At 46.1% G+C, this 22,775-nt stretch carries 15 protein-coding genes; 4 read left to right on the forward strand and 11 right to left on the reverse strand.

Annotated features, from left to right (window positions below):
* Window positions 1–138: 138 nt before the first annotated feature.
* The 3 genes from VNE01S_RS10080 to VNE01S_RS10090 all read right to left on the reverse strand — a co-directional run bounded on the left by VNE01S_RS10080 (window position 139) and on the right by VNE01S_RS10090 (window position 5,086).
* Window positions 139–1,887, reverse strand: coding sequence for a formate--tetrahydrofolate ligase (locus VNE01S_RS10080; protein WP_053394929.1), 1,749 nt, complete (start codon window positions 1,885–1,887; stop codon window positions 139–141).
* Window positions 1,888–2,131: 244 nt separating this feature from the next.
* Complete coding sequence (gene pyk / locus VNE01S_RS10085; RefSeq protein ID WP_053394928.1) at window positions 2,132–3,592, reverse strand: pyruvate kinase; 1,461 nt, start codon at window positions 3,590–3,592, stop codon at window positions 2,132–2,134.
* A gap of 117 nt (window positions 3,593–3,709) precedes the next feature.
* Window positions 3,710–5,086 carry an MFS transporter gene (locus VNE01S_RS10090; RefSeq protein ID WP_053394927.1) on the reverse strand — a complete coding sequence of 459 codons (1,377 nt, stop codon included), beginning with the start codon at window positions 5,084–5,086 and terminating at the stop codon, window positions 3,710–3,712.
* Window positions 5,087–5,373: 287 nt separating this feature from the next.
* Between VNE01S_RS10090 and VNE01S_RS10095 the strand changes: the two genes are divergently transcribed.
* From VNE01S_RS10095 to VNE01S_RS10105, 3 genes are read left to right on the forward strand one after another with little or no spacing between them, the layout of a single operon-like run.
* Window positions 5,374–6,669, forward strand: a complete 1,296-nt coding sequence (locus VNE01S_RS10095; RefSeq protein WP_053394926.1) for an ABC transporter substrate-binding protein — start codon at window positions 5,374–5,376, stop codon at window positions 6,667–6,669.
* Window positions 6,666–9,026: an ATP-binding protein gene (locus VNE01S_RS10100; RefSeq protein ID WP_053394925.1), complete on the forward strand. Its 2,361-nt coding sequence runs from the start codon at window positions 6,666–6,668 to the stop codon at window positions 9,024–9,026. The genes VNE01S_RS10095 and VNE01S_RS10100 overlap by 4 nt, the downstream gene beginning before the upstream one ends.
* Complete coding sequence (locus tag VNE01S_RS10105; RefSeq protein ID WP_053394924.1) at window positions 9,013–10,278, forward strand: sigma-54-dependent transcriptional regulator; 1,266 nt, start codon at window positions 9,013–9,015, stop codon at window positions 10,276–10,278. Before VNE01S_RS10100 ends, VNE01S_RS10105 begins: the two co-directional genes overlap by 14 nt.
* Window positions 10,279–10,409: 131 nt before the next feature.
* Here the strand turns inward: VNE01S_RS10105 and VNE01S_RS10110 are convergent, their stop codons facing one another.
* The 5 genes from VNE01S_RS10110 to VNE01S_RS10130 form a co-directional block, all read right to left on the reverse strand.
* The gene (locus tag VNE01S_RS10110) at window positions 10,410–10,598 is read right to left on the reverse strand and encodes a hypothetical protein (RefSeq protein WP_053394923.1); all 189 of its coding nucleotides are present in this window, start codon (window positions 10,596–10,598) and stop codon (window positions 10,410–10,412) included.
* Between the two features lie 38 nt (window positions 10,599–10,636).
* On the reverse strand, window positions 10,637–12,994 hold the full coding sequence (locus tag VNE01S_RS10115) for a fatty acid cis/trans isomerase (protein ID WP_053394922.1): 2,358 nt from the start codon (window positions 12,992–12,994) through the stop codon (window positions 10,637–10,639).
* 103 nt (window positions 12,995–13,097) lie between these two features.
* Window positions 13,098–14,708, reverse strand: coding sequence for a VRR-NUC domain-containing protein (locus tag VNE01S_RS10120; protein WP_053394921.1), 1,611 nt, complete (start codon window positions 14,706–14,708; stop codon window positions 13,098–13,100).
* 63 nt (window positions 14,709–14,771) lie between these two features.
* The gene (locus VNE01S_RS10125) at window positions 14,772–16,004 is read right to left on the reverse strand and encodes an L-lactate MFS transporter (protein WP_053394920.1); all 1,233 of its coding nucleotides are present in this window, start codon (window positions 16,002–16,004) and stop codon (window positions 14,772–14,774) included.
* A 289-nt stretch (window positions 16,005–16,293) separates the two neighbouring features.
* A complete protein-coding gene (locus VNE01S_RS10130; RefSeq protein ID WP_053394919.1) occupies window positions 16,294–17,964 on the reverse strand; it encodes an electron transfer flavoprotein-ubiquinone oxidoreductase in 1,671 nt (556 codons plus the stop codon).
* Between the two features lie 125 nt (window positions 17,965–18,089).
* On the opposite strand from VNE01S_RS10130, the gene VNE01S_RS10135 reads away from it, so the two are divergent.
* Window positions 18,090–19,049, forward strand: a complete 960-nt coding sequence (locus VNE01S_RS10135) for an electron transfer flavoprotein subunit alpha/FixB family protein (protein ID WP_053394918.1) — start codon at window positions 18,090–18,092, stop codon at window positions 19,047–19,049.
* Between the two features lie 86 nt (window positions 19,050–19,135).
* Here VNE01S_RS10135 and VNE01S_RS10140 read toward each other — a convergent pair whose 3' ends face one another.
* The 3 genes from VNE01S_RS10140 to pdhA are packed head-to-tail and all read right to left on the reverse strand — an operon-like array spanning window position 19,136 to window position 22,360.
* Window positions 19,136–20,296: a dihydrolipoamide acetyltransferase family protein gene (locus tag VNE01S_RS10140; protein WP_053394917.1), complete on the reverse strand. Its 1,161-nt coding sequence runs from the start codon at window positions 20,294–20,296 to the stop codon at window positions 19,136–19,138.
* On the reverse strand, window positions 20,293–21,276 hold the full coding sequence (locus VNE01S_RS10145; protein WP_053394916.1) for an alpha-ketoacid dehydrogenase subunit beta: 984 nt from the start codon (window positions 21,274–21,276) through the stop codon (window positions 20,293–20,295). Before VNE01S_RS10145 ends, VNE01S_RS10140 begins: the two co-directional genes overlap by 4 nt.
* On the reverse strand, window positions 21,269–22,360 hold the full coding sequence (pdhA, locus tag VNE01S_RS10150; RefSeq protein ID WP_053394915.1) for a pyruvate dehydrogenase (acetyl-transferring) E1 component subunit alpha: 1,092 nt from the start codon (window positions 22,358–22,360) through the stop codon (window positions 21,269–21,271). Before pdhA ends, VNE01S_RS10145 begins: the two co-directional genes overlap by 8 nt.
* Window positions 22,361–22,775: the final 415 nt, after the last annotated feature.

Genomic DNA, 22,775 nt, shown 5'->3' on the forward strand with positions numbered 1-22,775 from the left:
ATTCCAGTGTTAGCTGAGTTATCTTTCAATGGTACATGATCTTGAGTTGAATTTCGTTTAATCCGCGTAATCAGGCTTAAAAAATAAAGGCTTAGAACACAATCTAAGCCTTTATGAGAAAGAAGGAATAACTAGACGTTAGCTTAGGCCGATAATATGGCCATCTTCATCCAGATCTAAATTCATAAATGCGGGTTTATCTGGTAACCCTGGCATGGTCATTACGTTGCCGCAGAGCGCATAGATAAAGCCAGCGCCTGCACATAACTTTAATTCACGAACGGGTACATCAAAATGTGCTGGTGCGCCTTTTACAGAGCCGTCAGTTGAAATGGACAACGGCGTCTTTGCCAGGCATACAGCCAAATTGTCGTAGCCATGTTTTTTAAATTCAGCTAACTGCTGCTTTGCTTTCTCACTCAATGTCAGGCTTGCAGCGCCGTAGCCCGCTTCTGCAACCGCCATCAGCTTTTCTTCGGTTGTTTGTTCCAGGCGATAAAGAGGTGTGAATGTTACTTTTCTTTGTGTTTGTAATACGACCTTCTGAGCTAAATCTAGCGTGCCTTCACCACCACTTGCAAAACCTTCGCTGATTGCCACTTCTACATTGTTTGGCAGCATTTCAATCATAGCCTTAAGCTGAAGGAGTTCCTCTTCACTGTCTTGAGGGAAACGGTTTATTGCAACAACTGCAGGGATGCCGTATTTGTTTACGTTGTTGATGTGCCACTTCAGGTTTTCAAACCCAGCTTTCAACGCCTCATGATCTTGTTCAAACAGAGTGTCTGGAATAGGTTGACCAGGTTTTAGGTCATACAGGCCGGAATTGGCTTTTAAACCGCGTAGAGTTGCAACAATCACCGCGCAGTCCGGCGCTTTACCCGACATTTGCGCTTTGATGTTACAGGCTTTCTCAAACCCCATATCAGAGCCAAAACCGCCCTCTGTGACTGTAAAGTCGCTTAATCGAGTCGCGATATTATCAGCAATAATGGAAGAGTTACCGTGGGCAATGTTGGCAAATGGGCCTGCGTGAATCAGGGTTGGTACACCTTCTAACGTTTGCATCAGAGTTGGCTCAATGGCTTCTTTCATGCTAACTGCCATTGCACCTGCAACTTGCAAGTCTTCCGTTGTCACGGGAGCGCCATCTAAGTCATAAGCCACTACAATTCGACCAATTCTGTTCCGCAGATCTTTAAGGTTGCTAGCCAGCGCTAGCACAGCCATCAATTCAGATGCGGCGGAAATATCAAAACCGTCTTCGCGTTCGTAACCGTTAATGGTTTTGCCTTCTTCGTTACGACCAATGGTGACCATTCGTAGTGCGCGATCATTGTGGTCCATTACACGCTTCCAAACCACGCGTTTTGGGTCAATCCGCAGTGCTTTAAGGCCGCTGCGTTGCTCAAAGTCGTCGTAGCCATTACGTTGCTCGTGGTAAATACGCGCATCAATAGCGGCGGCTGCGAGGTTATGTGCCGCAGTAACTGCGTGAATATCGCCAGTGAGGTGTAAATTCAGCTCTTCCATTGGTGCAACTTGAGAATAGCCGCCGCCAGCCGCGCCGCCTTTCACACCGAAAACAGGCCCCATTGATGGCTGTCTGATACACGCCATGACGGAGTGTTTAAGTTTCGCCAAGCCTTGCGCTAACCCAATTGTAGTGACCGTTTTTCCTTCACCCAATGGCGTAGGCGTAATAGCCGTGACAAGAACAAGTTTCCCTGTGGGGTTCGTTTGCAGTCGCTTGAGGCTGTCTAATGAGACTTTGGCCTTATATTGTCCCTGGCTGTGATACTCAGAGTCTTGTAAACCAGCTTGTATTGCAACATTAGCAATAGGGAGCAGTGCAGAAGAGCGGCAAATTTCAATATCAGACAGCATAAAATCCTCGGAATTGACACACAAATAGTAAGGCAAACGTTTGCGGCTGAATAATAGCGTTAAAATATGCGTTGTAAAGTGCTTATTGTAGCGATGTTATTGGCGTACGCAAAATAAGACAGTAGATATTGATAAAGAAATTAATTATAAAAAAAGGACCTACCGCGAGGGTAGGCCAAAATCCCTAATGTTTCCCTGTGGAGCATGGGAGAGGGGGAGGGTAATTGCTGCTTGGAGAAAAAAGTTAAGCGGTCACACATTCCTTCTGTTTAAGTTGAACCAGGCGACTGATATTGATGTCGCCAACCCCTTCTACGGATTCAAATCGAGAAATGAGCAGCGACGAAATATTGCGCTTATCAAGTTCCTCTCTGATTAGAGGTAATACGGTCGTGGTGACTTCTGAATTGTTTGGTACTGGGAGTGCGAGAACAGGTTCCACGCCACGTAAAATAGACAATTTGGCGAGCAGTTTTTCATTGTCACTCAGTGCCCAAATGGTTGCTTTGCTGTGGCAGCGAGACATCAGTAGCGGTGTTTCACCACTTTCAGTAAATACGGCAACGCCTAGACTATCTTGTGATTGCGCGGCAGAGATCATTGAAGAGATGGCGAAGCTTTTACTCATATCGCTGCAAAGCTGTTGAATTTGATCCCAACAAGCGCCAGAACACATGGTTTCGCCTTCTACACCACTTGCCACGCGTGCCATGGCTTTGACGGCCTCTATCGGGTATTCACCCATGGCCGACTCTGCTGAAAGCATGATCGCATCGGTACCATCAATAATCGCATTCGCCACATCCATAACTTCTGCGCGCGTTGGCAGTGGATTTTCGATCATCGATTCCATCATTTGCGTCGCAGTGATCACTGGTTTACCTAGATGTTTAGAGCGAGAGATCAACGTTTTCTGTACGCTAGGTAGGCGCGCGTCACCAATCTCGACCCCTAAATCACCACGTGCAACCATGATGACATCGGAGGCCTCGATCACTTTGTCCATGGATTCCTCGTCGGCAACGATCTCAGCGCGCTCTACTTTGGCGATGATTTGCGCGATACAGCCCGACTGACGAGCAATAGAACGCGCGTAGTGAATATCGTCTTCATTGCGTGGGAATGAAACAGCAAGGAAATCTGCATCAATCACGGCTGCTGTTGCGATATCTTGCTTGTCTTTAGCGGTTAATGCTGGGGCAGATAGGCCACCACCGAGCAAGTTGATTCCTTTGCGGTTAGATAGTTTTCCGCTGTTAAGTACGCGAGTTTTTACGCGCTTGTTTTCTTTATCGACTTCTGTGGCTTCTAGCTGGATTTTGCCATCATCTAACAGAAGAACATGACCAACGTTTAAATCATCGATAAGTTCTGGATAATCGAGGCCAACGGCTTCTTGGTTACCTGATTTCGCGTCTAGGTTGCCGTCAAGATAGAAAGTGTCACCTTCATTAAGAACAATGGCATCATTTTCGAAACCAGAAATACGGATCTTAGGACCTTGTAGGTCAACTAAAATGCCCACGTGTTTGCCTAGCGATTTCGCAATAGAACGGACTTTGACTGCGGTCGCTACGTGGTCTTCCTGTGTGCCGTGTGAAAAGTTAAGGCGAACAACGTTTACGCCTGCACGAATCATTTCTGTCAGAGTTTCGACTCCTTGGCTCGCCGGGCCCAACGTTGCGACGATTTTTGTTTTATTCATAACCTTACCTATAACAACACCATGAAAAGAGAAATTTAAAGAGGGGGAGCTGGTGGCTCTAAACCGATCATGTTTGTTTGGTTTCACCAGCAAAGGGGGCCGAAGCCCCCAGTGTTATTAGTTAGCAGTGCTTTCTTTTAGCTCTGTTTCAGGAGTATCGATATCAACCACTTTCTTCGCGTTCCATACGGTTAGAGCAAGTAGTAGAGATACCACACCAGCCGCTAGCCAGAAGTACTGTGCTTGAGAGAAGTCGTAGTGAGATACGCCGTCAACTTCAGTGATAGTGATTAGAGATGCAGAGATAACTTCCTGCGCCGATGCTGCCATGTAAGAGAACAGACCGATGAAGCCTTTTACAGCACCTACTGCGTTCTTAGGCATTAGGTCACAAGCTGTTAGACCCGCTAGGAATACAACCAGACCACCGATAGCGAAACCAATCAAACCTAGAGCAACAGCGTCAACAATGCGGTTATCTGGGCCGAAGAACATTAGACACATACCAGTGATGTTTGCGATACCGTAAAGTAGCGTAGGGATGTGACGGTTAGCGTTAAAGATTTTGTCAGAGATGATGCCTGATAGAATCGCACCCGCTAGACCCGCGATAGGGTAAGTAGACATTGCGAAACCAGCGTCAATCAGTGAGTAGCCTTTAGACTCTTGTAGGTAAAGTACCGCCCAAGAAGACATCGCATAGCGAGATACGTACATCGCCGCACATGCCGCAGCAATTAGCCAAACTGTCGGTTGCTTAAGAACAAATAGCTGAGCACGACGTGTTTCTTTAGGGTCGTTCTTTTTCTTCAGTTCTGGCTCTTCATCAAATGCTGTTGCTGCATCTGGTAGACCGTAAGTTTGTGGGCGGTCTTTAAGGATGAAGAACATGCAAAGTGCTGCGATAATTGCCGCAATACCTGCACCGATGAAACCTGCTTGCCAACCTAGGTAGCTCACTAGCGTTGCCGTTAGGATCCAAGTGATACCTTCACCAATGTTACGAGAACCACCCCAGACAGAGTAACGGCTACCACGTTGTTTTGGTGAGAACCACTGGAATAGTGATACACATGAAGGCGCAGAACCAACAGATTGGAACCAACCGTTCAGACCCCATAAAAGAATGAAGAAGAACGCTGTTGTGTTAAGGCCCATGAAAATCGCTGTTGCACCTGAAAGCAGCAGTGAAAACGACATAAAGCGGCCGATGTTGGCATAATCAGAAAGGAAGCCGTTCGAAAATTTACCTATAGCGTAGGTGAAGAAGAACGCAGAGCCCATGATACCAAGCTCTTCGATACTTACGATGCCAGCATCAAGCATAGGCTTTTTAACCACACCTAAACTCATACGTACAACGTAGAATACAGCGTAACCAAAAACCAAACCTAAAAACACTTGCCATTGGTAGCGTTTAAATCTGGACTGCATGGCGTCTTTTGAGCCATCGGACAAAGGTAAGTCCGGACGTGTTTTGAAGAAATTAAACATAATTGTTTCACTCCGTAGATAGTGACGGTAAATGAGTTGTCGGGAGCATCATGCAAACGGAGCGGAAGAACTTCAAAAGCGTGCTTTTGAGGCAAAAATGACTCAAACAAGTCTGACCTGTGAGTTAAAATTGCCACATTTCACAGTGTAAGAGGGGATGAAATTGATAAAATTATGCCTAACGAATTGAGGAAGTGCGTCAGCTCTGACACAAAGCTGACAAACATTATTTTTGTGTCGAAAGATGAGACTTTGAATTGACGCACATTTTTAAGGGATTTTGTGATTTGAAAATACATAACATCGGGGTCAAGTGGAAAGCAATATTGGCTAGCTTGCTGTGTTTTTCTTCCCCTGCGAAGGCGGATAAAGATGGCTTGGTTATCCTGACGACGTTTTCTGGAGAGCCATTGGCAGAACTGATTTCAGAATACAAAACGCAGTACCCGAAAGTGGATATCACACTGATATACCGTAAAACGCAGTCCGCTAGCCAATTGCTGAACAAAGGCTATATTGACGACATCGATATGGTTTTAAGCTCTTCGCCGTATGTTATGCAGGATCTCGTTGATAACCGATTGTTGTCAAGCAGCTCATTAAGCTTAGAGATGCCCGTGTGGTTAAGCCCTTTTGTTTTGCCTACTCAGAATAAAGTGGTGAGCGTTGGGTATTCGGGCGCGGGGTTGGTGTGGAACAACGACTACTTAACGGCCAACAATTTAAGCACGCCATCCAAGTTTAAAGACTTAGTCTCCCCGAAATACTACGGCCACATCACCATGAGCACCCCAAGCCGTTCAGGAACCACTCAAATGATGGTCGAAAGCATACTGGCTCGCTATGGCTGGGAGAAAGGGTGGTCAATCATTCTCAATGTCGGCGCCAACTTAGGGACCATTTCCTCACGTAGTTTCGGTGTGAGTGATTACGTTGCCAAAGGCCAGTTTGGAATTGGCCCCACCATTGACAGTTACGCGCTTGTTTTGCCAGAAAGATACCAACATGTCGGGTTTGGTTACGACCAAGACTTCACTCTAATGCCGACGTATGTGGCTATTCTCAATAAGCCGGGTGGCAACCCGCTAGCCCATCATTTCATTGAGTTGCTGGTATCGGAAAAGATACAAGGAGACATGCTGGAATCAACGTTTGCCAAGCATTCTATTAGTGATAACTCTCTGCTGAGTGAGGCGGTTCCTGCGCTTAACCTTACTAAACTGATGGGGCGCGAAAAACTAGTCAACTTAATCTTTGATGAATCCATAACCAAGCGTTTACCAGAACTTCAGGATATTTGGTTGAGCCTGTCTCGCTTTAAAGTTCAGTACAAAAATGATGCTGAGATCCAAGAGCGTATTAATGCGCTAATGACAGAGCTCTTTACCATTCCTTTTAGTGAGGAGCAGGTAGAACAATTTAGCTTAAAAGTCTCAGAAGCAATGAAAAACAGCCACGATACGGATCGGCTAAAAGAAGCGATGCTCGCTGAGTTCAGTTATCGTTTTGGCGTGGAGTATGAAGCCAACATTCAGGGTGTCGAACTTGAGTTCCGTCAGATGCAGCAAGAGTTAACTAAATGAAAAAGTGGAGCACGATCGGTGCGAAACTTGTCCTGGCCTTTACCGGAACCACTGTCTTGATGACTGTCGTCAGTGTAGTGGCATGGTTAACGTGGGGGCGCTTAGACGGGCAAGTGAGTGAGCTGTTGGAAAACGCGGTTCCTAAATACAATACAAGCTATTTGCTGGAAAGCCGAAGCAGTGAAATACGCCATAGAGTACAGTTGTTGCCGACCTTAACCAACAGAGTTGAGATAGACAGCCTGGCGTTGGAATTGTCTGGGCAACTGTCCGAAGTTAAAAGTATCTTAGCAGAAGGGCAATTGGATCCTATCGAAGGTGGTGAATCGGCGATCCTTTCTGATCTGTATTTTGAGCTTGACCAATCTCTATCTCATTACAGCAATCTTGTTTTGCGTCGAGTCGAGCAAACCAGAGAGCTCAATAAACTCAAAGAGCAAATCAATTGGCTACATCAAGATATTCGCGCTGAGCTGACACCCATCAGGCAAGAACTGCACTGGTTAATTAATCGAAACGAAAGTGGCGAAGCAAGAACGATAGCATTGCAGCAGTTAGATACCATTCAGCAAGTGCTTGATGTTGAAGCCGCCGTATTTTCTATGACCAGTGACGTCATGCAAGCCCAGCAGCTTGCCCAAGTGCACAATGTAACTAAGGTTATCCAGTATAAACTCGATGAACTGGTTAAAAGTAGCCAGGTGATTTACGCGCTGCCTTCTTCGATATCGTATCAGCAATTGGTGGAAGAATTGGAAGTTCTGCTCGCGCCTGAAGGGGTGTTCTATCATCAACTGCTTGATAATGTCGTCATTAATAAAAGAATTAACATACTGCAGCAACGAATAGAAACGCAATTGGGTGAGATTCACCAACAAATCGCGAAAGTGGTTAGTCGGGCCGATAAAACGTTTGTGGACGTAAAAAAAGAAACAGCAAGTCTAGTCTCTTACGGTAACCACATTCTGATCATCTGTTTTAGTGTCTCGATTCTGATGTCTCTATTTTTAACCTACTACTTTATCAATCGACGTATTGTGGCGAGATTGACCGCGTTGGGTAACAGTATTGATGCTATTACAAAAGGGGATTTGAGCCACCCAATTCGCGTAGATGGCGCGGACGAGATTGGCAGGCTGAGTGAAAAGTTGATTGAGTATGGGGAAAGTGTCAAAGAGATACAAAGAACTAACGCCGTTAGCCTGATAAACAACACCTCTGCGAGTCTACTGACCTGTGATTTAGATGGTTATGTTGAATCTGCCAACTTGAGTGCTAGACGCTTACTGGCGATGCAAGGTCAGGTTGAGCAAAAGCTGATTTGGCAATCGTTTGAAAGTGATAGCCAGCTAAAGCTCGCACGTGTATTTAAGCGAGGTGGCACTTTATTTATCGAAGGGCAAGATGAAATCACGCTTTGCGTCGCAGAGGAAAATCAATGCTACCTTCACTTTGATTTCCACCTATTTTCTCATGGTCAGCTTAAGAAAGTGATCGTCACAATCACCGATATTACCCAACAAGAGCTCACCACTCGCGAGTTGGAGAGGCGAGTGGCTGACAAAACGCGTGATTTGGTTGAAAAGAATGAACTGCTCTCGGAAGAAATCAACGAACGCGAGCGTACGGAATTGCATTTGAAACAGACGCAGGGGGAGTTGATTCAAGCGGCGAAAATGGCAGTGGTCGGACAAACCATGACCAGTTTGGCTCATGAGCTTAATCAGCCATTAAACGCCATGTCGACGTATCTCTACAGTGCCAAGCTGTCGTGTGAACATGGCAATGTTGAAGCGGTAACTAAATCTATCGACCAAGTTGAAAGCTTGTCACACCGCATGGGCAAAATTATTAGTAGCTTAAGAAGCTTCGCCAAAAAGCCAGATGCTGAACAGCCCGCGAAGGTGCTGAGCTTAAAAGAAGTGACAGAACAAGCGATTACGATTGTGAATAGCAAAGCCAAGCGGCAGATGATCGAGATCGACAACCAAATTGATCAACAGTGTGAAGTATTCGGTAGTGGATTAGCTATTGAACAGGTATTGATTAACTTAATGGTCAATAGCTGTGACGCGATCACGGAAGCAAACAGTAATGAACGTAAGATCACCATTGCGCCTTTGTACTCAACGTCAACACACCAAGTCATTGGTATAGAAGATACAGGGAAAGGCTTTGATACAGACATAATAGAGAAGTTGTTTACTCCATTCACAACAACAAAAGAGGTCGGTTTAGGGCTAGGATTAAATATTAGCCAATCATTAATGGAGAAGTACGCTGGGCATATCTATCTTGCGTCCAGTATGGAGAAAGGTGCATTAGTTATTTTGGAACTGCCGTATGCAAAATCATAATTTTTCGGTTCTTTTGGTTGATGATGATCAGGATGTGTTGGACTCGTATAAACACTTGATGGACATTGCGGGTTTAACAGCAAAAGCGATTTCTGATCCTACTCAGGCTTGTCAGCACATATCGACAGATTGGTCGGGTGTTGTTTTACTTGATATGTACATGCCGCAGATCCACGGTTTAGAGCTTTTGGAGAAAATCAAACAGATCGACGAACGTATCCCAGTGATTGTGATCACCGGGCATGGTGATATACCGATGGCCGTTGATGCGGTAAGAAAAGGCGCTTGTGAATTTGTTGAAAAACCGATCAATCCAGCACAGCTATTAGAGATGGTGAAATCGCACCTTGATATTCGAGCCGCGTTTGTTGAGCAAAAAAGAGCGATGGTTTCGTCGATAGATAAAGCGCTAATTGGCAACTCTGCCCAGTTGGATCAGATCCGCCATTGCGTATCTCAATTTGCCCTGCTTAAAAATCACGTAGTGGTGTGGGGAGAGTCAGGGACAGGACGTCACTTGGTTGCCCAGCTTATCCATGAAATGTCAGATAACGGAAACAGTAACCAATGCCAGTTATTGGCCGCTGAAGTGGACATGACAGTGGAAATGCTCACAAAACAGCTCGAGAATGTGTCCTCCAGTACACTGGTTTTAGACAACGTGGCGCTGTTTAATGAACCTTGTCAGCGAGCATTAGCGCAGTGGTTGATCGATCAAGAGCGTAACAACCGTCCATTGAGAGTGGTGGCCATTTTCAGTCAGCAACCAGAGCAACTGATTGCCAAAGAAAGCCTAACCCCCGAGCTTTATTACGTTTTGAATCAAGGTGTTATTGAGGTGCCAGGGCTACGGCAAAGACCGGATGATGTGGCCGTACTTTTCCACCATTTCTTAAAGCTTAGTTGTAAAAAGCTAGGTAAAACGGTGCCCAAAGTCGAGTCTAGCTACCTCGCTGTGTTACGGTCCCACCACTGGCCAGGCAACGTCCGAGAGCTGCGTAATGTCGCTGAATTATATGCAGTGGGGATTATTAAGCTAACGGGTAAAGAAAAGCTCTACACTCAGGAAGAAGTGCAGCTCCCATTGGATGAGCTGGTCGATGATTATGAGAAAGGCGTGATTGAAGATGCGCTGTTTTTACATTCAGGCAGAGTGACAGATGCGGCAACGTATTTACAAGTGCCACGTAAAAAGCTGTATTTACGCATGAAGAAACACGGCATAGACAAAGATTCGTTTAAATGCCGTTAGCTACGAGAGTTCGGAGCGAGCTTTGAATAAAACACAGGCACTTATTACGTTCGGTAATTAAATACAATCTGTTATTAAATACAATCGGCCACTAAAAAACGCCCCGCTATTATGCGGGGCGTTCTCGTTAATTAATACCACTCATCTTCAGGAAAGAACTTTCCTTCTGGAGCATACGGGTCTTCGTCAAATGGGTGTTCGGCTTTGGTTCTTAACCTTTCTAGTTGGTATTCAAGCATTTGTACGGTGTCATAATCACCTTCAGAACACGCAACATAGATCTGCTGCTCCAGTGCACGGATGCTGTCTTGAATTCCCATAATAACCTCCTTGAGTGAGCAAGCACGGTTAAACAGTTCTACCTATTCTCAAAACGATTATAGTCCAGCAATCCAAATTCGATAGGATAGGACTGCTTGTACCACTTATGAACCCTATCGCTGAACGGCCAGAACTCAGGTGAACTACGACGAATCGCAAACGTATCTAATAACTTAACGTAATCTTGTTCTGTTTGAACATTTTTGATCATTTCCACTAATTGTGGGATCTGAGATTCTTTTAAAGACAGATAGGCAGCTGGATAACTACCAATAACACCGCGAACCAGAGTCAGATCATCATTTTGTGGATCGCGATTACTTTCTTCATCAAACAGGCTTGAGATATTGGTATGAGCGCTATTGTGTAACAGGGTAAAGAGCTGATCTTTCCCAGCAGACGACTCAATCATCAGCATGGTGATTTGTGGGAAGTTGGCAAGCCCTGTCCCTTTAATGTTGTCAATCGAACGCAGCAACGCCTCATTCTTTGGGCTAAAGCCAGTGTCTTCGATCTGGTAACGGTTATCTAATATCGGCTCCAACACGGCTTTCAGCTTCGCATAAAGCTCTGTTTTCGGGTCGTCCGTGGTGTAAGAGACCTGCGTTGGCTGATCAAATGGTTTGACGTTACGCAGCAAAAAGTCACTAAGCTGAGGGCTTTGATCGCGATACCAGCTCGATTGTTCTTTGTGCCTTTCATCTCTTGGCAGTAGAGTAACGAAGTTACTTTCACCTTCCAGTCTTAAGAAATCCATAAACATTCGGGTCATCAACTGATGGCCAAAATTGCCATACACATCAAAACCAGCAACTAACAGGTAATGGATACGTTCTATCAGCGCGTAATCCATAATCCATGCTGTTTTTGGCGGCTCTCCGACTAAGCCTTGGACCACAGTGGCGCTGTCGAAGTGTCTGAATACCGTCAAGGCTGCATTTGGGTTGGTTCCGTTTCCATCCCAGATAAGGTCAGTGGTTAGGTATCGGCCACCTTTAAACCAGTTGTTAATAAACTCTGACTTAGCTTCTAGATAGTTTGCTTGCTGTCTCGAATAAGATACCCAATTGGTGATGGGTAAAGTATTACTCTCTAATTCGGCTGGCAGTTTCAGGTTTTCTGCTTGGGAACGATAAAACTCGCTCACTTCAGGAATGGCGGATTTATCAGGGTCGATGAAGAAAACCCAGAAGCGATCGTTAATAACATTCAGAGCCAACTGACCACGACAAACCGGCCCTTTAATAAAGGCATTAATGGTATTTTGCGAGTTGTCGAGCATGAATTTAAAGCGTGCTTTCACAGGCATGTTGATAAACGCAGTCATTGGGTTGGCAGCGACTTCCGGTTCATAACCTGGTAGTTCAGACACCGTGTAGTTTGCGTCAATAAACCATTCTTTCCAGCTTGCGATTCGTTGCTCGTTTAATGCGAAAGGCATGTGCGTTTTGTCAACGATAGTGCCTTGCTCTGGAATTAGACGGTAGTATACGCGTTCAACGCCTGGGTCATCATAGGGGCGGCGAGTGGCAATACGTTTGACTGGCTCACCCGGTGGTGTAGACGAGCGAACTAAACTGAAAAAACGCGGTTGATGTTCGTTTAAGTCAGAAAAGTAGAGGTGTGACAGAAACAGATGCTCGTATATGTAGCGAGCTGCCAAACGCACTTTGAGCGAGTTTTTGTTCAGCAATGTTTCGTATTCATCCACCAAGCGTTTTTGATCTTGAGTGAGAGGGATAGGAGCACTCATGACGGCGCCGTCACTTAGCCAATTGATCAAAGTGCTGTATTCTTTGTTGTCTAAGTTTGGCATTCCATAAGGCATTCCCCAAGTTGGGTTCTCCTGCTGGTACTGCGCGTATTCTTCTATGGTTGGGCAAACTTGGGAGCGATCGATGGCAAAATCAAACCCTTCTAGTTGTTTTTGATCGGGAAGAGGGTGCGCCTCTTTCTGCATTAACATTTTGGCCACCAACCCAGCTTCAAGGTTGGCTGTTGGATTTTGCGCTCGCTCATTCAGAATCGGATGAAACCCTAAATCACGCCATTGTGCTGTGGTGTTAGCATCTTCGAAAAGTCGTGTCGGTTTGGCTGCGGTTAAGCGTGTTCCTTCGTAGACCAGGTCTTTACTTGCCCCCCGATCGATCCCTTCTACCGACGACAATTTAAGTTGGCAAGGCGCATCATAGCAGGCATGACACACCACGCAGCGGTTATCGATGATGGGTTTGACTTCATTTAAGAAGAACTCGCTATGTGATGAGCTCATTTCAGAACGTCGTTCTCTCACCTGTGCTTCACCAAAAAGCTGGTCGTAGTTCAGGCCCGCATAAGTGGCGCAGCCAGCAAACAGCATAACGACTGTAAGTAACAAAAATTTGCGTAATTTCATCTAGATATTGTTTTGATGTTTTGTGTATAAAAGATTGCAGCAGAAGGATACGGGTTTAGCAAATAAAACACCATTCAAAATCAAGATTACCTAGTCTTGACCGTTACTGATTGATGTAACAGACAGAGAAAGGCACATCTAAGCGCTCAAATTCTTTAATCCAACGCCATTGGTTGTCCTGAAGTTTGTCTCCAGGGCCTTTCACTTCTATCCAGCGGTATTCGTCATTTTTAAAAGCAATCAAGTCGGGCATTCCGTTTCGATAGAGCTTAAGGTCACTGAATTGCACTCTAAACAGCTCAATCAGTGTTTTTCTTGGGATGGTAGCATCCGCGTAATCTATGAGCTCTGGCTCAAACACACCCCAATGGACAAAAGGGTTGCTGATATTGCGTTTTTCTTCCCACTGAGCTTTTAGAGCGTTAAGTCCATGTGTTGAGATTTTGTCGAGCGTTTCATCAAATAGCTTCTGACGCTTTGTAATGAAGTCTGCGTGATATAAATCTAACGGTTTATGCTGGTAGGCGTTGATGAATGCGCCTTCCACGGGCGCAAAAAACAGTTCCCAAAAGGCTAAGCCTAGTAAGCCATTTAGAAAATGATTTTCCGCGTAATACACCGTCCAGCCTTGTGATTCAAAATATGCTTTGGCCGCTAGCTCAACCCGCTCTGCTGAGAGATCAAGTTCAATTCGGTATTCATGGCATTTCGGCTTGGGTGCGCGCGCAACCTTTAAACCACGTTTACGTTGCACACGCTGATTGAGCTTATGTGCGACTTCCAGCTCTGCAATGTTCGTCGGGTTGGCTAATATTTCAGTGACAACGTCACTAAATGATGTGTCTTGGTTGAGTTTATCGAAGATACGCGCTTGGCGTTCTCGACTCGGAGGCAAGTGTGTTTGTTGGAACAGAAAGAGCGCTTTTGGGTATTCGCCCAGCCTTTCAAAATCGCGCGCAATATCATTGAGCATGTGTTGACGCTTCCGTTCAATATAGGTGTGCTCTACTGAGGCTGGCATACGTTGGTAAAGGTCATCTAATGTATGCGGGCATTTCCTGTCTGATAAAGCATACTCTTCCGTCAGAGCACCTAAATGGAGCAGTTGATCTATCTGCTCGCGTGACGAGAAAAACCGTCGCTTCTTGCTTAGCTCGTATTTCTCAAATTGGTGTAAACCCAGGTCATCCAGTACAAACTGGCTTAAATCCTGATGAGTATTGGCAAAAAACAGCGTGAGTAATACATCGATCATATGCTCCGAATTGAGCTGAATCACATCAAACTCAATTGCATCAAACTGAGAGAACGCAATATTAGGTAGAGATTCGATGAGCTGATCTTTTTTAAGGGAGCGGTTTACCGCAGGGAACAATACGCAGATTTCGGGTTTGGTGAGCAACCTAGACGCGAGTGTATGAGTATCCAAATTTGGATTTATCGCGATAAATTCGTTATCTACTAGTGCTTGTAAACATGCGTCCTTATCAGGAATTTCTGCATAGTTCACCTTATCAGAGCGGAACCAGCAGCCTCGGCGACTGTACAAACGCACCAACAGGCACTGACTTTGCCTGTCTAGTTGATTGAACTTAGCAAGCCATTCGTGTTCGTCACGCTTTAATAGATCCGGATACCATTGCAACGCGTGATCGATCAGTTTCTGGAAATTATCTAAATAGTAGTCGGGGGTGAGGGTGACAGGGTTATCCATACTCTACACATACAAAAAAGGCTTACCCATAAGAGTAAGCCTTTCGATACTTAATTCAATCAATTAAGCGCTTTTAAGCTCTGCTACTTTTACTTCAGAAAGTGGCTTAGTGATGATTGCTAGGGCAATACATACCGCCATCATTACTGCAGAAACAGTGTAAGCCAGGTTGTAGCCTTCGCCGTTTGTCATTGAGAAACCAACAACGGCTGCACCGATAGCGCCACCAATACCCCATGCAGTGTAAAGCACACCGTAGTTAGTACCGTAGTTCTTAAGGCCGTAAAATTCTGCTGTTAGGGTAGGGAATACGGCTAGTAGAGTACCGTAGCCTACAGCTGCAATCGCAGTACCGATGATAAGCGTGAATTCAGTGTTAAAGGTTGCAAATAGAACCATGTTCGCACCTTGAAGCACGAATGCTAGCAGTAGAGTGCGTACGCCACCGATTTTGTCTGCAAGCATACCCGCTGCAACGCGGCCACCAGAGTTAAATACCGCAAGGATAGATGCAAGGTAAACAGCGTTTGGCAGGTTAGCCTGAACACTTGCAATAGTGGTGATGTTACCGATGATCATTAGGCCAACAGACGCTGCCAATGCGTACATGATCCACAATGAGTAGAACTGAGGCGTTTTTAGCATTGCTTTCCAGCTTAGATCTTCCGATTTCTTCACAGCCTTTGGTGCTTGACCCGCTTTTAGCTTTGGCTCTTCTGGCGTGTAACCTGCTGGTGGGTTGCTGATTGTTGCTGCCAGTGGAACCGCAATGGCAAGGATACCTACACCAAGAACCATAAAGCTGGTTTGAATACCCATGCTGTCGATTAGCGAAGAGGTCACAGGCGCAAGGTAAATAGCAGCGAGACCAAAACCTGCTGCAATTAGACCGTTTACCATACCTTTCTTAGAAGGGTGGAACCATTTCATTGCAGACGGAGAAAGACATGCGTAACCAAAACCGATACCCGCACCAGTGACCACACCAAACGTGATGTTTAGCATGAGTGGTGAATCAACAAAACCTGAAGCGATCATGCCAAGGCCCGTCAGTACAGTACCAAGGATAAGGATCATACGTGGACCCATACGATCTTGAAGGATGCCCGCAACAAGAAGACAGATAGAGAAGGTGATAGTTGCAGTTGCGTAAGGCGCAGACGCTTCCGCCGCGCTCCAGCCAGACTCAGTGACTAGTGCTTTGTTAAATACACTCCAAGCATACAGGATGCCAAGACAAAGGTTGATACAGAATCCCGCTAGCAGGATGCGCATCGCTTTATCAATCTTGCTCATTTTCTTTCCCAGTTTTCCTCAATAAAGAGGATTGGTTAATAGTCAATACATTCAAATTAAGTTTGCGTTTATCAACATAAAACGCAATGGGCGCGAATTATAACCAATATAAGTGTGATTGGAATCTCTTTTTCAATCCGAACACAAAAATATTTCCAATTGTTAACAGCGTGTGTACAACCCCTTTATTGGTAAGGGTTTGACATTCGGTAACGGAAGTATAATACGCATCGTTTATTGGTATGGTGTGTTGCAGTTTTTGTGGAGGATAACCAATAAAAACATAGGCTTACATATTTCGGTAATCCGGACCACCGCCACCTTCGGGAGGGAACCAAGTGATATTGCAGGATGGGTCTTTAATATCGCAAGTTTTGCAATGAAGACAATTCGTTGGGTTAATTTGTAGCTGTTTCTCGCTATTTAACTCAACAATCTCGTAAACACCCGCGGGGCAATACCTCTGGCTGGGTTCGTCAAACATGGGGATATGATTGCAAATGGCACGCCGACGGCTAGCAACGTGCAAATGATTAGGTTGATTTTCTTCGTGTTTTGTACCAGACAAGTACACCGACGACGGTCTATCAAAGCTCAGCTTTTTATCGGGTTTTGGGTAATCGATTTTTGGACAAACGTGTTTTTCTTTTAAGCAAAGGTAATCGGCTTGCAGATCTTTGATGTTCCAAGGCACAGGTTTTTTGCTGAACCTTGGCCAAATGTTTTGCTCTATAGCCGCGATCGCGCCGCCTAACACGTTACCGTGTTTGTGAATGGCTCCGTTGAAATTGCGCGCTTGGCTTAATTCTTCGTAAAGCCAAGATTGCTCAAAATGGGTTTGATAGTCGGCTTCAAAGCTTGGATGACTACTTGTTAGCTCTTTGGCAATGGCTTCGGCGGCGATCAAGCCAGACTTCATCGCGGTGTGGCAACCTTTGATTTTGGCATTGTTTAGTGTGCCTGCATCACAACCAATGAGTAAGCCACCAGGGAATTGTTGTTTAGGGAGTGAAAATAATCCACCTTTCGCGAGGGCTCTGGCGCCAAAACAGAGTCTTTCTGCGCCTTGCAAATGTTTAGAGAACGCAGGGTGGTGTTTCAATCGTTGAAACTCTTCAAAAGGGTCAAGGTAAGGGTTGCTGTAATTGAGATCCACAATTAACCCTACGGCAACTTGGTTGTTGACTAGATGGTATAAAAAGCTGCCCCCATTAGTGTGCGACTCACTTAACGGCCAGCCTAAACCGTGAATAACTGTGCCCGGCTTATGTCTAGGATCGTTGTCAGGGAGTTGCCATAACTCTTTAATACCCAGCGCATAATGTTGGGGCTGTTTACCCTTGTGGAGTTTGAACTTTCGGATCAGCTTTCTGCCCAAGTGTCCTCTGGCACCTTCTGAAAATACGGTGTACTTAGCTTTAAGGATCACGCCGGGTTCAAAATTACTTTTTGGTTTGCCTTCTTTATCTAACCCTAAGTCAGACGTAACAACTCCAGCCACATTACCTTCGTTATCGTAATGGATACTTCTTGCGGCAAAGCCGGGGAATACTTCCACGCCAAGTTGTTCTGCTCGTTCGGCCAACCAAACACACAGTTGACCTAAACTAATAACATACTGATGGCTATCACAGTGCAACGTATTCGGGACAATAAAGTGGGGCAGGCCAAAGTGGTTGTGTTTTGTTGCTAGGTAAATAAGCGATTCATCACTCACTGGCGTCATTGGTGGTGGGTTGGGGTTGTCTCGCCAGTCCGGGAAGAGTTCGTCTAAGGCTTTGGGGTCGAAAACGGCGCCAGATAGAATATGAGCCCCTACTTGGGAGCCTTTTTCAATCACACAAATATTTAAATCTAATCCATGAGATTCATTCAGTTGGGCGATCTGGCAGGCACAAGATAGGCCAGCAGGCCCTGCGCCAACAATGACTACGTCAAACTCCATGGTGTCTCTTTCCATCTTACAACCCAACCTATTGCTCAGCTTGTCCCATTAAATATAGTTCAGTTAACCCAAACTTTACTAAGCTGAGATTAGCGTGCCAGAGTTATGGGATGGGATGGGATGGGATAAGGAGCGGGGACATGAGTCAATCTTCACCAAGAGTTTTAGTTGTGGTTCAGCATGATGGTACTCATTGCAGCCCGAGTACATTATCGACCTTTTCTGCTGCGCAGCAGCTTGCAACATTGTGTGCGAAGTGCCCGATTGATGCTTTGCTGGTGGGTTATCAATGCCAGCCAGTCTGCGAAGAGTTGCAGCAACTTGGCATTATCAACCAAGTGAATCTGGTAGATGACGAATGGTATGTTCATCCCTTAAGTGAGCGTATTGCACCTGTGGTGGCAGAAGTCAGTCAACGCTATTCCCACGTGCTCTCGTCAGCAACGACATTTGGTAAAGATTTAATGCCCCGCGTTGCGGCTTTGCTTGATGTTGGCCAGCTTTCTGATATTACCGCGATAGAATCTGCCGATACCATTATCAGGCCTATTTACGCAGGCAACGCTTACGCTCGGGTTCAGTCGAGCGACCCGATTAAAGTGATGACTGTACGCGAATCGGCGTTTGATAATATCCAGCCGACTGAAGGCTCGACCACAGTGACTCGTTTGCAACGGGTTAACTCGCCAATTTCGACGGAGTTTGTCGGGCAAATCATGACAGAATCTGCTCGGCCTGATCTTACATCTGCCAAAGTTGTTGTCTCAGGAGGAAGAGGCCTTGGTAGCAAAGAGAACTTTACACTCGTCGAAACATTGGCCGATAAGTTGGGTGGTGCTATCGGTGCGTCCCGGGCTGCGGTGGATGCGGGTTTTGTCCCGAATGATCTACAGGTTGGGCAAACGGGTAAAGTGGTTGCCCCTGACCTGTATATTGCTGTGGGGATTTCAGGCGCGATACAGCACATCGCGGGTATGAAAGAGTCTAAAGTGATCGTCGCGATCAATAATGACCCTGATGCACCCATCTTTGAGGTGGCTGATTATGGGTTAGTCGGTGATTTGTTTACCATTGTGCCGGAACTAATAGAAAATCTTTAATTGTTACAATGTCACGATTTATGGAAAGTAGACCCAACTGGGCCCACTTTCTATTTGAGATGGCAGTGAGTCATCTCAAGGTTTGGTTACTCTCTAAATTGACTTTCTAAATGCCAGACGAGCTTTTTGGTAAACCTTGCAGCTTCGCCGCCTGTACACGCTCGATGGTCAAAGGTTATGGATAACGGCATTGCTTTAATCGCGACAGGCTGGTCGTTTTTCATGACGACTTTGTCGATGATTCTACCTGCTCCAACAATAGCGACTTGAGGCGGTGAGACGACGGGGGTCGCATAGATTCCGGCAATCGCGCCAAAGTTAGACAGTGTGATGGTGGCATGTTGAAGCTGCTCGCGCCCCACTTTTCTTGAACGGATGCCCTCAATGGTTTCATTAAGCCAGCGACGAACGCCCTCCGAAGAGAAATTATCGGCATCCCTTAATACCGGCACATACAGGCCGTGTTCACTATCAACAGCAATACCGATGTTGACCTTGCTATGAACGCAACGGGTCATGGTATCGGCGTCAAACCACGCATTCAGTGCTGGCTCTTGCTTGCATGCATAAACTACCGCTTTGATTAGGCGAGCCGAGATATCCTCCTCCTGATTCCAATTGGCTAAACTGGCCTCTTCGGTAATGGTAACGGCAGCAACAGCGTGGTGAGATTCCGTCATGGTTGTGGCCATGGTTCGACGAGCGCCCTTAAGCAACTCAGTGCCGGGCTCTTGTCGTCCAGCTTCATGGTAAATATCGCTGTCGATAATTAACCCATTTGGTCCAGTACCACTTACTTTATCCAAATTAACGCCTAGCTTTTTCGCCAGAAGACGCGCAGAGGGCATAGCCGTTACCGGAGACTGATCCATAGGGGTGTTATTGCCACCGATCCAAAAGTCATCCACATTAACCTGATGGGTTTGGTGTGACACATTGCCCACTACTGTAGCGGCGTCGGCATTTTGTTTGCTTTGCTCGGATTGCTTTGACTGCACAGCATTATCCGCATTCACTTCTTCAATCTCGAGCAGTAGCGCGCCAATATTGACTACATCGCCTTCTTCACCATGACGGCTGAGTATTTTTCCACTGCAAGGCGAGGGGACTTCAACCACGGCTTTGGCGGTTTCGACCGTAAGCACAACTTGGTCGAGTTCGACATGATCGCCGACTTTGACGTGCCACTCGACGATCTCTGATTCGGCTAACCCTTCACCAAGGTCAGGTAATAAGAAGCGTTTCATTTCCATCCCTCCACCAGCTCTCGCGCAGCTTGTATGATGTCTTGTTCCTGAATCATGAAGTAATCTTCATTACGGTAGTAAGGCATAATGGTGTCCATCCCTGTAACACGCTTTGGTGGTGCTTTAAGTATACACATTGCACTTTCTGACACTCTTGCCAAAATCTCTGCGCCAACGCCACAGGTTCGGCTGGCTTCATGAACCACCAGCAGTCGGCCCGTTTTCTCAAGCGACTTAATAATGGTATTCATATCGATAGGCTTGATTGAGGCAAGATCAATGACTTCTACAGAAATGCCTTGGTTTGACAGTTCCTGTGCGGCTTGCAGCGACTCAACTACGCAAGCCCCCCACGTCACAAGGGTGATGTCTCGGCCTTTACGCAGTGTAAAGCAGGTGTCGAGAGGCAGTGCCTCACCGTTGTCGATAACATTGGACTTCACCGTCCGGTAGATGCGTTTAGGTTCAAAGAACATCACCGGATCATTGCTTCGAATTGACGCCAGCAGTAAGCCATACGCACGCTGTGGCGAAGATGGGATCACCACTTTAAAGCCTGGAATCTGCGCAAATAAGGCCTCGACACTTTCTGAATGGTGCTCTGGTGCGTGAATCCCGCCGCCAAAGGGAGCGCGAAATACCGCAGGGCAGGTTAGGCGCCCTCGGGTTCGGTTGCGCATACGTGCGGCATGACACATCAAGTGTTCCAAAGCCGGGAAGACAAACCCTTGGAACTGAAACTCTGCTACTGGCCGTAATCCTTGAGAAGCCATCCCAACCGCCACGCCGCCGATCAAGGCTTCTGCTAGAGGAGAGTCTATTACTCGGCGAAGACCAAACTTCTCTTTTAGCCCGACAGTTGCTCGGAACACACCGCCGTTATCACCGACATCTTCCCCCAAGACAACCACATTTTTATCGCAATCCATCTCATGGTGGAGCGCAAGGTTCACTGCCTCAACTAACGTTATCTCAGCCATGTTGACCTCCTTGCATACGCATGACTTTATGAATCAGTTCGTCTCGCTGTGCGTTTAGCTCGGCAGGGGGCGATTCATACAAGTAATCGAACGCACTTTCTGGTGCTTGCGGGACTAGGTTGGTGTAGTTATCGACCGCCGCTTCTACCAAACTTTTACACTCTTGCAGCCATGCTTGCTCTTGTTCGTCGGACCACGCGCCGATATTGGTCAAGTATAGTTTCAGCCTTTGAATTGGTTCATATTGCCAAGCTTGTTGTAGCTCATCGTCACTACGGTATCGGCTAGCATCATCGGCGGTTGTATGATCACTCAGGCGATAGCTTACGGCTTCGATGAGTGTTGGACCTTTTCCTTTTCTTGCTTTATCTAAAGCCGCTAAAACACAGTCATGTACCGCGACGGCATCATTACCATCCACCGTAACGCCGTTCATTCCCGCTCCTCTTGCTTTTTCAGACAGAAAATCGGCGGCGCACTGTAGTGCTCGAGGGACAGATATTGCCCACTGGTTATTATTAATCACGAATACCAAAGGTAGATTCCAAGCGCCTGCACAATTGATGGATTCAAGAAAGTCGCCTTTCGAGGTTGCGCCATCACCACAAGTGACCAATGCCGCCTTATGAGCGCCTTCTATTTTTAGTGCAGCGGCGACACCAACGGCATGAGTGCATTGTGTCGCGATGGGAACACAGAAAGGCAGGTCATGGCAGTGCACATCTTCGCTCGGTGTAAAATCGCTACCGCGTTCATCGCCGCCCCAATATTGCAGATTCTTTTCCATCGGGATGCCACGCACCCACATCGCAGGCATATCTCGATAGTAGGGAATAAGAACGTCGTTGGGTTGTAGTGCATGGCCAATGCCAATACCAAAGGCTTCGGCCCCTAAATGAGAAGGGTAAGTACCCAGTTTTCCAGTGCGCTGTAGCGCCACGGCTTTATTATCATAGGTACGGCTTAACACCATATCCTGATAAAACGTAACTAAGGTTTCATTGTTTGCCCATGCGGGTAATTGCTCTACCGTTTCCCCTAGATGGTTGATAAAGCGGAGCATAGGCAAAGATTGCACATTCATGGGAATCTCCTTTGTTGTCGCTCTCAGGTGGATCGCACCTTCAAGTGACGAATCATGACTTATTGACCATGTTTCGGTTTAAGCCTTAACAGACGCCTGCAATAGCCAAAAGTTGGGGTAATCAACACAAATCGCTATTGGTTGCTCAATCGCCATTGTTTTTTGCTGATATAACAGAAAGAAACAGCGATCAATTTTAGTGTCCAAAAGTTTATCTAAGTGTAATCAAAATGTTAAAAAATGCTTAATTTGACTCGAAGGTAGAGAGTAAATTGAGGTTTACATCGATGATTTTGTAGGGATATGTGTGGAATTTGAGGAATGTAAGAAACACAGGTGAGAGTGATTCTCTGGTTTTTAATCGCGAGTTAGTGAAATGTATTAAATAATAGAAAATAAAAAAACAGCAGACTTA

Source organism: Vibrio nereis NBRC 15637 (genome assembly GCF_001591105.1).
Classification (GTDB): Bacteria; Pseudomonadota; Gammaproteobacteria; order Enterobacterales; family Vibrionaceae; genus Vibrio; species Vibrio nereis.